Genomic DNA, 13,149 nt, shown 5'->3' on the forward strand with positions numbered 1-13,149 from the left:
TGTTTATAGACCCATTGCGATCAGAATGGTTCCAAAGAGCATCATTAGAATGGTTACCCAAGTTGTCCGGGTAATGGATTCAACCCCTCTGAAGATGGCAGCACTGATCAATACGGTGATTAATGGTTCGGCTGCTGCAATCATACTGACATAAGAGACTTGAATCGTTTGTGCAGCAAGGAAAAAAAATAATGGACCCAGACTGGTTAAACCACCCGCAATAAAATAGTAAGGATTCAAACTCGTCACGTTTTGCTTTAGATTCTCTATAAATTCCCGACGAACACATTGATAGATGATGACAAAAACAAGGGAGGTCAAGGCTCCAATCCATACACCCAAAAAAGCGTGATCCATTTCGATCAAACCTTGTTTCCGAATCCCTTGACCCACTCCGAAGATGATGGCCGAAAACAAAGCAAGTCCAAGCCCCACATACGAATTTCTTTGAGCCTTCGTTGCATGGTGTACATCGATCGATTGATGGTTCGTTGTGCGAGACAGATGTAACCGAACACCTTCATTGAATATCCCACCAAGCAAAAGGAGCATTCCGATCCCTGGCAATAACGTAATCGATTCACCCAAAAAGAAAAGGGCAAACAGAGTGGTAAAAATGGGAGTCGAATTACGGATCGCTGAGGCTTTGGACGGACCAATATATGAAATACTAAAAAACAATGTTAACCTTCCTACACCTGTCGTACACAACCCCGCAAGTGCAAAGAGCAGGATGGCTTTCCATGAAAACTGAAGATCCCACCCCTTTATACTGATTACAATGAAACAAAGGACACCTAAAAGAATCACATTCATCAAAACGGTGATAAAGAAGCCATTATCACTGTCAGGGCTCCGTTTGATGCCTTTTTTTACAATGACATTATTCATGGCAAACATCACGGCTGATAAAATTGCAAAAACAACACCCATGTTACCTCTCCCTATATAGTTTAGATACTATACTTTTTGTCCAAAAAAATTTGACGACAACACAGTTCAATGCCGTGTCATTCATTTTTTTCAGCTAATAATCCTGTGAAAATCTTGATACATTTTTCAAAAATGGTGATTTCGTGCGGACTTAACTGCTCTTGAAGCTGTTGATAAAACTGTTGATGAAGCTTCAAATGTGCTTGATAAGCGGTTTTTCCCCGATCGGTCAATGAAATCAACACGGCCCTTGAATCCTCAGGGTGTTCACCTCGAAAAACAATCCCCTTCTTTTCCAAACGACGAATCACCTGTGTAATGGCTCCCTTGGTTACCCCAAGTCGCTCCGCTAATTGACTCATCAGTACATTTCCGTCTTCTCCAATTGCATCCACTGCATGAATCTCACTTGGAGTCAAGGTTCCCGCTTCACCAAACGTTCGAGGATTGCGTTCCAAGCGCTGAAGTTGAAAGATTAACCGTCCAATACTGTGGCTACCATGGTTCATATCATGTTTATTCATCATGTCATTTAGTATACATCCTAAACTAAATAAAGGCAAATGATTTAACCAGTCCATTTCAGTTAAATATACCTTACAAAATGTTATGTTGACTTAACATTTTGTAAGGTGTACAATACAATACATATAAACACAAAACCAAAGGAGGAAAACGTGCAATTATCCAATCGAATCCGCGAATTGCGTGCACGGTTTCAGTGGACACAGCAACACCTTGCTTCCAAGGTGGGAGTAACCAGACAAACAATCGCTGCTATAGAAAAAGGGGATTATGTTCCTTCTCTTCTTTTAGCCATGAAGATCTGTCTTGAATTTCAATTGCCTGTGGAAGAAGTCTTTCAAATTGAAAAAGGAGAGGAGTAACCATGCGTTCATCAAAGATTTACTTACTCAATGTAATCATTGTGGGGTTGTTTGGCTGGGCAATGGTGACGTACTACGATGCAGCAGAGGAAATAAAAACGTGGATCAATGATTCCAGTGTACAGGGCTTTTCTTTGAATATCCTGCCAACGATCCTGGTGTTGCTGGTCGCTGGAATCGCTGTGGCTGTAGTAACCCGAAAGCAAAGAAAGCAAGGAAAAGGGTGGAAGGAAGCGCTGTTTCTCCCCGCTGAATTAAAGGAAAGCGATGAACGGGAAAAAATGATCACTGCAAAGGCATGTCGGAATGCTTATGTTTCAACCATGATTGCTTTTCCGTTTCTCACGATCGGTATGGCAGCTCAGCCCCTAGTCTCCGATTATTTCGCAGCTTATCCTGTTGTTGTTTTCCTTCTGTTTCCGTTCATTCAAATGACGGCCTACTATCTGACACTCAAAAAAGGGTTGAGTTGATAAGCCCTATACAAAGCCCTGCGCCAAAAGGCGACAGGGCTTCGCTTTTAATAAAGATCCTCTATGGAGGTTCATGACAAAGTGGTAAAGGGGAGATATCCGTTTCCGCACCTCTTTCCTCCAGCAACGATGTGGAAAGAGTCCGCTTCACCCCCTCCGGTCCCAACCAGCGGACAAAAGGGAAAAGCAGGTTGTCCGCTAAACGGTTGGGACCTCCAGAGGTTTTGCTGGGTAGTCGGAAAAGGATGCTCCACCGGATACTTTTTCAGCAGTCTCCTCTATGCTTTTTCTGTTCGCATTTCATAAAACTCAGGAAAGCATCGGTCCCGGTACGTTTCCGCCTCCACCCATTCTTTTTCCGTGGGAGATTGGATCTCATCCACACCTGTTAAAGATCGAACAGCATTGAAAATCCCTTCCGTCGCTTTTTTTTCCACTTCGTCCGGTGTACCGGGGACAAATGAGGACAGGGTTGCTACGGTATCAATATAGACAGGTCGACTTCCCTCGGCAAGCTCATAAAACGCATTTAACGCAGATACAGCTTCTTGCCGATCCATCCATGTAAGCAGCGTTGCATGGGCCAAGATGTATCCCGGACGCCTGGAAGTGAGACCGGCTGGACCTCCTTTCCAGATTTGAGAGGTGCCAACGATCTTCTTTCCTTGAACGACAACATTATAACGTCCATCACAAAAGGAGCCTGGCACTTCCCCAAAATAAGAGTGCAAACCGAATGTGTTCTTCAGCATCTCAATAATGGGAACGCCCAACATCCGATAGATATCGTCAATATTCCATTTCATCTCCTTGGGACGAGGAAGGAAAAGGGAAAGATTTAATGTTCCAGGACCATGTGGGACAGCGGTTCCCCCGCTTTGTCGCACATAAACCGGCCAATCCACCTGTTTCATCATCTGCGCCGCCTTTAAACCATTTGGCGCGCGCAAATCTTTTTTCGCCACCACAAGACTGCGGGGTCCTTGCCACACACGAATCGTCGCCGGAGCCTCCCCCTGGGCCACCATCTCCCCCACTGCCTCTTCCATCCCATAGGAAAGGGGTCCAGCTTCATTGGGTTCATACAGAAGCCTCCACGACTTTATCTCATTAAATTTCCATGTTACTTCTTTTATTAAATCTTCCATATTTTAAACCTCCCGCACCATGTACCCTCCGCCATTATACCCCAATCCCATGGAATCAGCGACTTAGATCAATAACACCCTTCTGTTTTGAACATTACAGATCTGTTACAAACATTCCTGTCAAATACAAAACGGTGCATTTATATGGCTCTCTCTGTTACAAAAGATTAAATGTAGATTACAAATCGCCCCGTTTTAACAATTATAGTGGAAAAGCAATTATAATAAACTTAACAAAACAATCGGAGGTCATCATTATGAATCAAATCATCGGTCTTTTTAATGCCATGCTCTTCAGTCTTCCCTGCTGGTTTGGAATTGTTTACACATTGCGCCATCTTTTCTAGAACAGTTGCTTGAAGAACGTAGACAAGGTTGGGTCAACCCCTGCTGATGATTGAGTGGATGTAGTTTAACGGAAGAACACCGGCAAAACCCAGCCGGCGGAACGGGTTCGACTCCTGTCATCCGCTTTACAAAGAACAGACCGCTTTCCATTGTCGGATTGCGGTCTGTTCTTTTCCTGTCACAAATCATTCCTGTCTTTAGCGTTTGGCTTGATTTGGTATTTCCATTCATCAAGCACTCTTCCCAAGAGAAAAACTTCCTCCCGATATCGCTGTATACTGCGACCTTTCCGATCTCCTTCCAGAACCTTCATTCGCAACTCCTTGAATCGACGTTCGATACAGGATAACGCCGCTTGCCATTCTTCCGTGGAAAGATCCATTACGACTTTCATGTCATCACACTCCTCGTCCCTCCAACCTGCCCTTATCAATGTATGAAAGAGGACTTGTCCCTTTGACTAGTGAAATTTTTCCCATACATCAGAGATTGGTTTCTCTCCCTTGCTCTCCGCTGTATAATAGTAGTGTTGCGTCATAACGCGTAACGGGCGGGAGAGGGTTCAATAACAAAGGATTGGATGGATTGAACAAGGGATTGAGACGATTCCAACGCGGGGAGTCGAACTCCATCGACATCCGGAGGGAATGGATGGCCGGGTTAACCTCCTTTATTACAGTTGCTTATATTCTCATCGTTAACCCGATGATTCTAAAAGATGCCGGAATCCCCCTTGGAGCGGGATTGGTAGCCACCATTGCTTCATCGGTGTTTGGCTGCCTATGGATGGCATTTCGGGCCAATGCCCCGATTATCCTAATTCCCGGTATGGGTGTGAATGCTTTCTTCAGTTATACTGTCGTTCAATCTTTGGGATTGAGCTGGCAGGAAGGGCTGACGGCTGTTACGCTCTCCGGGATTCTCTTCTGGATCATTGCTACTACCACCTACGGAAACAAACTGGCTGAGGCCGTTCCATCTTCCCTGAAGCATGGAATTACTGCCGGAATTGGCCTGTTTCTTACCTTTATCGGTTTGCAAAAAGCACAGTGGATCCACCCCGATCCAGTAACGTTTATCAGACTGGGGAACTTTGCAGAACCCATTCCTTTGATTACACTGATCGGACTGATGGTAACCCTGTTTCTGTATTCACGGGGCATTACAGGGAGTTTTTTCTTGGGTCTTCTCTTCACTGCCCTGTCCACTTACGGAGTTGGAGCTATACCGGATACCCATGTTGCCACCCCTCAACTGAAGGAATACAGTCAGGTCTTCTTTTCCTTGGACTGGGGTGTGGTGATCACTCTACCATTCTGGGTGGCGGTCTTCTCTTTAACCATGATTGTTGTATTTGAAAACCTGGGTTTATTGCAAGGGATCTTACCCCAGCAGGAAAAGTTCCCCAAAGCTTACCGGGCAACCGCTGTCTCCAGCTTCGTCTCCGGTCTTTTGGGTACCAGTCCCACCATCGCATCAGCTGAAAGCACTTCAGGGATTGCTGAAGGGGGACGAACCGGAATGGTACCACTGGTGACTGGAATGCTGTTTTTATGCACGCTGCCGGTGATGCCTTTGGTGGGTAAAATCCCCGATCATGCAGTCGCTCCGGTCTTGATTATCATCGGAGCCTTGATGGTACAGAGCGTGGAACATATCTCCTTTTCTGATTTCTCAGAGGGGTTCCCGGCATTTTTCATTCTCGCGGGAATTCCCTTGACTTCCAGCATTGCGGATGGTCTGGCTTTTGGGTTTATAACCTATCCGCTGTGTAAGGTCGCCATTGGAAAGGGAAAACAAGTGCCTTCCCCCGTCTATCTCATCGGCGGATTGTTCCTGGTTTATCTGATCGTTGCTTCCATGATTCATTAGATGAAGACGCGCACCCGTAATCGGTGCGCGCCTTTCATTACATCCTAACATCACATTCCCTTTTTGATGGGAAACCACCTCTTCCGAACGGCAGAGAGAACCAATGTTAATACGGGCAACAACAACGCAAAGGTTGCGGAATAGGGAAACCAGATTGTATGCGTATAATTGAAAAAAGCAGGATTGGGAATTAACACAAGAGAAAGGGCAACAGCGATTATACCCAGGGGGAACGTCAGGGGACGGTAGTCATTTAATCGAAAAAGTTGTGCCAAACCTAATGTAGAAGCATAGAAGCAAATCGAAATTTTCATAAACAGAGTAAACAACCACATGATGGCCACGATCGCTTCCACTCTCTCCAAAAAGTCGCCGATACTGATTTTTTTGGCCAGGATATACGTTGGATACTGTTGAATACTTGCAACGGTTGCCCCCAATACAGCAATAGTCATCATACTAATCACAGCCAAAACTGACGTCCCTATTACCATACCTGCCACATAAGGCTTTCTAGCCTTCCCCGGTTGGTTGACATAAGGGAAAATCATTAACAGGATCACCAATTCCAACACATTTGCAAGAAAATACACATTTCCTTTTAAAATGGGCGAAAACCCTTCCGCTAAGATGGGTTGGAAGTTTTCCATTTCCACTTGAGGAAATAAAGAGACAATCAATATTAAAAAGAGAATCCATACCCATGGATACAATAACTCCGAAGTCCGTGCAATGGTTTCAATCCCAAGCCTTGTTGCCAAAACCACAACGAGCAGAAACAGACTGATGGTCATCTCTATCGGCGTTCCCATCAAAAAGTGAATGGTCAAAAAGTCACCCGCTTCATAGGTCATCAGTGCGCAATCAATAAATATATAAGTAATAAAGAGAAAGGAGATGCCTTTCCCCAACCATCTCCCCCAAACCTGTTCACTATATTCGACAAGGGTCTGCTGGGGAAAACGTTTCCCCAGCAGACTATACATCACGGCCAATAACAACGCTTCCCCCACACCAATCCATGCGGAAATCCATCCATCCTGTTTAGCGGATATGATGACATGGGATGGAGCCAGTATGATAGCATCTCCGATGACAAACAACAAAGTCAAAACCATAAATTGACGTATGGATATTTTGCCCCGCTCAATCATCCTGATCACACCTTCACTACAGCTGATGGAAAATCCATTCTCCCACCGGCCTGTATACATAGATGAGCCAATCCATCGGATTGGGAATATCCCAGTTCAAACCCTCCGCTATACTGAGACCGGTTCCGATCAAAAGGAGTATTAAATATACGGATAAATCTTTTTTTTGCTTTTTTCTCCATAAACGGGGGAGATCAATCCATGCAATCACTGCCACAATCAGTAAAATACCCACAACCAACATGTGATTCCCCCTTTAGGCAAGTTAGCGTAACTCGTTATCATTTTTCCATCTTTTGAATAAACGAATTCCCCACTGTACCGGAACCTTGCAACTTGACATCCACCTGAACATCCACTTTCAGTTGTGGATATCGCTGATCCCAGTCTTTCTTTATCTTTTTCCAGTACCGTGGATTATCACGGTATATCGCATCACCAAACCCAAAAATATCGGATTGAAGCTGTTTAGATTTTTTAATGCTTGACAGTACATACTTTTTGATACGCTGTTCTGCCCGTTTTTCCAACTCATAATAGGTTTGGGCATCGTTCAGATCAATTTGACACGAGACTTCTCCTATGTTTCCTTCCACTTGAATGTTTATTTTTCCGTGAGGAACGCCATTTTCAACACTCCCTCGTATGTCACCTTTAGACCGAACCACTTCGATCACTAGCTTTCCTCCCTTGGGACAGGGGACATCTCCCACGGTGTTTTTAACATTATTAAGAGCATAATTGTATCCGATGCTTTCCCTTTCATTTAACCACCCCACCAGCCGATCCTTTTTCAACACCCCTAAAGGTGTATAGGCTAATAATGCCGGCGGATGAATTCTTCGAATATTTTCCTCTTTATTGCCTATTTCATTCTTCCCCTGGACATAAACACCGGTTAAAACTGGCTCTTTCCCCTCTGAAACAATATCTGTGATCAATTGGTCCAACTGAACTCCTACTGTCGGGGCCCATGCTTCCTGTGATGTTGTCAGCGAGTCAAAAAGTTTTTGCGAAGGGATTTTTTGTATATGAGTAAAATGGGATAATACATCTAAAGCCGGAGTCTTTTTGGCGATGACGATAAAAAAATCGGTCCGTGTTTCATGGTCTCTGGAAAAAAAATCTAATATATCCCGGACCCCTTTCCTCGACACTTCTTCGCTGATAACAATCATTCGAAAATGGGAAAAGTAAGCTTTTCTTGGAGATTTTATGGTTAATTTTCGGAGACACTCAAAAAGGGTGTCTGCCTCCGTCTGCAAAGTGGTAACGGGTGGACCTTGACCGCCTGTTTCAGCAATCTGTTCCGGGTTGACCACTTGTACAGACACACGATACCCGTTTTCTGTTTGATCAATCCCGGCACCCGTGGCCAGCCCCAACGTATCCAATTCCCTCCGGCTCCAACACCCCGTTGGGGTTACAACCAATAAAAAACAGATAAAAATGGCCATCCATTTTCGCCTCATACTTTTCGCTCCTATCATGGTCGGGAATCGGGTTTTCTCGGTCCGGTGCTTTGCTGCCGAACGCGATTATATTGACTGATTAACCTGGGACGGGTCTTCATCAGCCATAAAGGAAAACGGAATAGGGTATCCTTCTGCCCTTCAATATTGAAGGGTGCCAGCGGAGACATATAGGGAATTCCAAAGGAACGCAAACTAGTGAGATGTAACAGAAGTGTAATTCCACCCAGGACAATTCCGTATAAGCCAAAAGAGGCGGCCAAGGCCATAAATAAAAATCGGAGAGCCCTAATGGGAAGCCGTAACTCATAGGAGGGAATCGCAAACGATGAAATGGCAGTGATGGAAACGACGATCACCATGGCGGGAGAAACCAATCCCGCCTGCACCGCAGCCTCTCCCAATACCAAGGCACCCACAATTGTAATCGCCGTGCCCACCGGTCGGAGCATCCGGAGCCCGGCTTCACGCAACGTCTCAAAAATAAATTCCATCAATACGGCTTCAACAAAAGCGGGAAAAGGAATCCCTTCCCGCTGGGCCGCCAAACTGATTAACAGCGTGGTATGCAACATCTCCTGGTGAAAGGTGGTTACAGCAACATACAGAGAGGGAGCCAAAAGAGACACAAATAATGAAATATACCGCAGAATCCGTACAAACCCATAATCCGTTTTGTTATAGTAATCCTCCGGGGATTGCAGTAATTGGGGAAAGACGACAGGAAGAATCAAAACAAAGGGGGTTCCATCCACCAACAATATCACGCGCCCTTCCAACAGAGCCGCTGTCGCGATATCCGGTCGTTCGGTATTATCAATGGTTGGAAAAGGTGAATACTTTTCATCCTGAATCAACTGTTCAATGTATCCACTTTCAAGGACTCCATCCAAATCAATTCGGTCCAAACGGGAATGAAGCTCTTTCAGCACTTTTTCATTCACAATGCCGTTTATGTACATAATGGCTACATTGGTGCCTGTGACCCGACCGATTTTTCGGGTTTCCAACCAGAGGTTAGGACTTTTGATCCGCCAACGAAGCAATGCGATGTTTTTGCGAAGTGATTCACAAAACGCTTCATGGGGACCACGAATCACCGTCTCAGTAATCGGTTCAGAGACATTTCTGGACTCCAGCCCTTGCGAACTGACTGCGATTCCTCTGGGGATTCCCTCAGACAAAATCACTGTTCTTCCCGATAAAAGCGAGGTATACACACTGTGATAATCATGCAAATCCTGAACGGAACCACCAGCAATTACCCGCATTTTTATATATTCCAAAAATGAATCATAACCGTCCATATAATTGTTTTCATCATGGATCAATGGCTTGATCACAAAGTGTTGAACCTGATTTTCATCCGCCAAGCCTTCCATATATAAAACCGCCATACAGATCTTTTCATCTCTGTCAAGAAAAATTTCACGGATATTTAAATCAGAGCTGTTGCCAAATGATTGTTTAATATGAAGCAAGTTTTCGGTTAGATCACTTTTTAACCATACTGTATCCGGCTTTTCCTGGCTCATCGGCTTTTGTCGCCCTTTGTTCCGACTCCATCTCTTCCATTGAGGCATCGTACGTTTCCCCCAAACAAGATTGGCATGGATACCCTTATCATCCTTCAATTGGAAGGATTTTATGACAAAAGAAAAGCGCCCCCATGGGGACGCTTTTCGCGGGTATCTGATCATCAATGCAGGAATGTCAGTCATACCAGAGAACTTTTATCGCATCAATTCTTGGCGATTCGTCGCGGAAGTTGCCAATGAAAGAGCAGAGAGATCAATCGAAGGCAAAGGATCAGACCAAACAGGAGATAGAGTTGCCAATCTTTCTGAACCACTTCCATCCCGATCATCCATCCACCGATGACAGCCCAGAGAGCATAAATCTCCTTTTGCAAAACCAAGGGTTTTCTTCCCGCCAAAACATCCCGAATCACCCCACCACCAATTCCCGTTAAAACGGCTGCCACTACCACAGCAATGGTTGGTAACTCCATACGAATAGCGGACAAAGCACCTTGGATGGTAAATGCGGAAAGACCCACGGCATCAAAGAATGAATACCACTTCTTCCACCGTCTAATCCACTGCGAAGGGATGGCTACAAGCAGAAGAATGGTAAAGAGTGCAATATAGATTGAAATATCTTCCTCCCACAATGAAGGAACCGGAACCCCAATGAGAATATTTCGTATGACCCCTCCTCCGAACGCTGTCACAAACCCTAGGACCAATGTACCAAAGAGATCATATCGCTCCTCCATTGCCACCAAGGTCCCACTGACAGCAAAGGCAATGATCCCAATTAGGTTTAACGTTTCCCAAACCATCCCTTACACCCCGTTTTTTTCTCTCTCTTGTCCTCAAAATGTACTACAAAACAGACAAAATGGAAACCGTCAAAATGAAATCGACCCCTCCATTTTCTGTAAAAAACCACTCATCGTTTGTGATGAGTGGTTGGCAAAATTACTTTTTTCCCAATGCTTTGCCCAGATTTTCTGCATTCCTCTTCATGAGAGACATGTAATCTTCCCCTTGTTGCTGTTCCTTTTCCGTCAATCCTTCCAAAGGATGTAATGTTAATGCTTGGGCTCCCACTTCATTTTGAACGGCTTTTGCCACTTTCCCTTTGACCAAGGTTTCAAAAAGGATATATTTTACCTTATGTTTTCTAGCTGTTTCAACGATGCTTTTCATTTCTTTGGCACTTGGCTCATCCGAGGGAGAGAGCCCGGAGACAGCGACCTGGTTCAATCCGTATCGATCGGCAATATATCCAAAAGCAGCGTGGGAAACGAGAAATGTTTTGGTTTCCGTGCCTTTAACCTCTTGCTTAAAGGTTTTGTCCAGCTGATCCAGTTGTTGGCTCAACTCTTGATAGTTCTTTTCATATGCCTTTTTGTGCTCAGGATCCTTCTGAATCAATGCCTTTTTGATATTGGCAGCCACTTGTTTGGCACGAACCGGGTCCAACCACACATGGGGGTCCTGATGATCCCCATGTTCTTTTTCATGGTCATGACCCTCATGTTCTTCATGTGCATGCTCTTTTTCATGGTCATGACCCTCGTGTTCTTTATGATGATCCTCTTCATGATGGTGATGATCTTCCCCGTTAATCAAGGGAACGCCTTTCGTCGTATTCACCAACAATGTCTTCTTCGTATCCAATGTATCTTTCATCTGATCCGTCCAACGTTCAAAACCAACTCCATTATAAAGCAACATATCTGACTGGTTAATCTCTGCTACTTCTCGCGCAGTCGGTTCATAATTGTGGGGATCCACCCCGACCGGAACAATATTCGTCACTTTCACATGTTTACCGCCAATGCTTTCAGCAAAAAACTGTAAGGGATACACACTGACAGTCACGTGAAGTCTCCCTTCTGATGAAGACTCTACATCTCTTCCCCCACAACCGGCAATCAACAATGAGAAGGTCAGAAACACCACACTGATCCGCTTCATCCACCGATTCACACTCATACCTCCAAAATCGTTATGATTTCGACTTTCTCTATTATAAACAGATATTGTACGTTTGTAAATCGTAATAATTACGATTAACTGAGATGCAAAAACACAGAATCTCTATATCTAAGGTTCTGTGTTTTTCCGGATCATTCCTCTTTATATTCAAGTAGACATTAACTTTACTGTTAAGAATGAAACGGGCAATGCCAAAGGAAACATCACCATGCCAACCAAACCAAACATGGATAGCCCCATCCCGATCGTTAACGGTATAAAACCAATCAAATGGATAAATAAAACAGATTTTTCAAAAATAGGTTTGACCGCTGAAATCGAATGAATCCACACACGAGACGCTGGATTCTTCATATATTCCCGGCAGAACATTCGCCCCCAGAGTGTAAACAGTATCGAAAGAAAAAACCACAATATCCACTTTAACAAGATCGGGGAAATCATAATAGCGATTGTACACAATATGATAAATTGACTGTATGACCACAGTTGACGACCATTTCTCAAAAAGGACTTCATGATGGACTCAGCCATTACATGCGAAGAAGATCGTTCACGAAACAGGGTGTTGGACTGAGGAAAGATCCATGGGCTTTTCTTTACCCAGTATTTAGGACTCGCATACCCTGTTTGTCCTAAGATTAAGGATACCCATTTTAATCGCTGGATCTCATCATACTCAATATCTTTTAAAAATGTATTTGTCTGTTTGATCCGACCCGCTAGAGCAACACTGCATCCTCCAACAATCAACGATGCCAAAACAAATACAGACGGTGATTTTATCCCTTGAACTCCAATCAGTATAAAGGCACATCCACCTAAAACCCTTAAACTGACTCCCCACAATATTTTATAAATCCAGCGATTTAAAATGGTGATTCGTCTTTGTATCAATGAACCGAACATTTTTGCTTGCCATAAATAGATCCAGAAGCCGATAAACAGGAATAGATCCATATCAACAATATAGTTGAACAGAGGCCACAGCAATAAGGTGAATAGTAAACTTTGAACACCCTGCTTCCACCATGCATAATGCAACCCGATTTGAATATATGATTGCATCCACTCTTTTTTTTGAAATAAAAACAGCTGATCAGCCGGTTTGATATATAAGGGGATCGCACCCCCTACAAAAATATAAGTGAATCCAATGAAAATTGGCAATGAAACATTGGCAAACCAATCTGGTTCACTGTTCCACCATCCAATATAGGTTTTAAAAAAGATGAGCAATGCCGGAATCAAAATATAAAGGGCAATGGTCCAATCAACCACACTTTTCCATACTTGATATTGAAATCGGAGATTTTCTTTCCATCTGTGTTGATACAAACGATGAGGAGACAC

Annotated in this window: 14 protein-coding genes and 1 tRNA gene; 4 read left to right on the top strand and 11 right to left on the bottom strand. The window is 44.1% G+C overall.

Going from position 1 to position 13,149, the window contains the following annotated elements; translation table 11 throughout:
* Window positions 1-3: 3 nt before the first annotated feature.
* Both FN782_RS10145 and FN782_RS10150 read right to left on the bottom strand, forming a co-directional pair.
* A complete protein-coding gene (locus tag FN782_RS10145) occupies window positions 4-933 on the bottom strand; it encodes a DMT family transporter (protein WP_142505683.1) in 930 nt (309 codons plus the stop codon).
* A gap of 77 nt (window positions 934-1,010) precedes the next feature.
* On the bottom strand, window positions 1,011-1,460 hold the full coding sequence (locus tag FN782_RS10150; protein WP_142505684.1) for a MarR family winged helix-turn-helix transcriptional regulator: 450 nt from the start codon (window positions 1,458-1,460) through the stop codon (window positions 1,011-1,013).
* Between the two features lie 150 nt (window positions 1,461-1,610).
* Here FN782_RS10150 and FN782_RS10155 point away from each other — a divergent pair, with 150 nt between their 5' ends.
* Window positions 1,611-1,820, top strand: coding sequence for a helix-turn-helix transcriptional regulator (locus tag FN782_RS10155; protein WP_142505685.1), 210 nt, complete (start codon window positions 1,611-1,613; stop codon window positions 1,818-1,820).
* Window positions 1,821-1,822: 2 nt separating this feature from the next.
* A complete protein-coding gene (locus FN782_RS10160) occupies window positions 1,823-2,293 on the top strand; it encodes a hypothetical protein (RefSeq protein WP_142505686.1) in 471 nt (156 codons plus the stop codon).
* 278 nt (window positions 2,294-2,571) lie between these two features.
* On the opposite strand, the gene FN782_RS10170 is transcribed toward FN782_RS10160, so the two are convergent.
* Window positions 2,572-3,441 carry a lipoate--protein ligase family protein gene (locus FN782_RS10170; RefSeq protein WP_142505688.1) on the bottom strand — a complete coding sequence of 290 codons (870 nt, stop codon included), beginning with the start codon at window positions 3,439-3,441 and terminating at the stop codon, window positions 2,572-2,574.
* A gap of 401 nt (window positions 3,442-3,842) precedes the next feature.
* On the opposite strand from FN782_RS10170, the gene FN782_RS10175 reads away from it, so the two are divergent.
* A tRNA-Phe gene (locus FN782_RS10175) sits at window positions 3,843-3,914 on the top strand.
* 53 nt (window positions 3,915-3,967) lie between these two features.
* On the opposite strand, the gene FN782_RS10180 is transcribed toward FN782_RS10175, so the two are convergent.
* Window positions 3,968-4,183: a hypothetical protein gene (locus FN782_RS10180; protein ID WP_142505689.1), complete on the bottom strand. Its 216-nt coding sequence runs from the start codon at window positions 4,181-4,183 to the stop codon at window positions 3,968-3,970.
* 191 nt (window positions 4,184-4,374) lie between these two features.
* Between FN782_RS10180 and FN782_RS10185 the strand changes: the two genes are divergently transcribed.
* On the top strand, window positions 4,375-5,661 hold the full coding sequence (locus FN782_RS10185; RefSeq protein ID WP_246064920.1) for an NCS2 family permease: 1,287 nt from the start codon (window positions 4,375-4,377) through the stop codon (window positions 5,659-5,661).
* Between the two features lie 50 nt (window positions 5,662-5,711).
* On the opposite strand, the gene FN782_RS10190 is transcribed toward FN782_RS10185, so the two are convergent.
* The 7 genes from FN782_RS10190 to FN782_RS10220 form a co-directional block, all read right to left on the bottom strand.
* Window positions 5,712-6,815 carry a GerAB/ArcD/ProY family transporter gene (locus FN782_RS10190; protein ID WP_185956204.1) on the bottom strand — a complete coding sequence of 368 codons (1,104 nt, stop codon included), beginning with the start codon at window positions 6,813-6,815 and terminating at the stop codon, window positions 5,712-5,714.
* A gap of 16 nt (window positions 6,816-6,831) precedes the next feature.
* Window positions 6,832-7,059, bottom strand: coding sequence for a hypothetical protein (locus tag FN782_RS10195; protein WP_142505692.1), 228 nt, complete (start codon window positions 7,057-7,059; stop codon window positions 6,832-6,834).
* Between the two features lie 37 nt (window positions 7,060-7,096).
* On the bottom strand, window positions 7,097-8,287 hold the full coding sequence (locus tag FN782_RS10200) for a Ger(x)C family spore germination protein (protein WP_185956205.1): 1,191 nt from the start codon (window positions 8,285-8,287) through the stop codon (window positions 7,097-7,099).
* A 14-nt stretch (window positions 8,288-8,301) separates the two neighbouring features.
* Entirely contained in the window at window positions 8,302-9,870 is a 1,569-nt protein-coding gene (locus FN782_RS10205) for a spore germination protein (RefSeq protein ID WP_142505806.1), read from the bottom strand.
* 158 nt (window positions 9,871-10,028) lie between these two features.
* Window positions 10,029-10,631 carry a trimeric intracellular cation channel family protein gene (locus FN782_RS10210; protein ID WP_142505694.1) on the bottom strand — a complete coding sequence of 201 codons (603 nt, stop codon included), beginning with the start codon at window positions 10,629-10,631 and terminating at the stop codon, window positions 10,029-10,031.
* A 139-nt stretch (window positions 10,632-10,770) separates the two neighbouring features.
* Window positions 10,771-11,787 carry a metal ABC transporter solute-binding protein, Zn/Mn family gene (locus tag FN782_RS10215; protein WP_246064921.1) on the bottom strand — a complete coding sequence of 339 codons (1,017 nt, stop codon included), beginning with the start codon at window positions 11,785-11,787 and terminating at the stop codon, window positions 10,771-10,773.
* 156 nt (window positions 11,788-11,943) lie between these two features.
* Window positions 11,944-13,149, bottom strand: a complete 1,206-nt coding sequence (locus tag FN782_RS10220; protein WP_142505695.1) for an ABC transporter permease — start codon at window positions 13,147-13,149, stop codon at window positions 11,944-11,946.

It is taken from the genome of Melghirimyces algeriensis (genome assembly GCF_900182565.1).
Taxonomy (GTDB): domain Bacteria; phylum Bacillota; class Bacilli; order Thermoactinomycetales; family DSM-45169; genus Melghirimyces; species Melghirimyces algeriensis.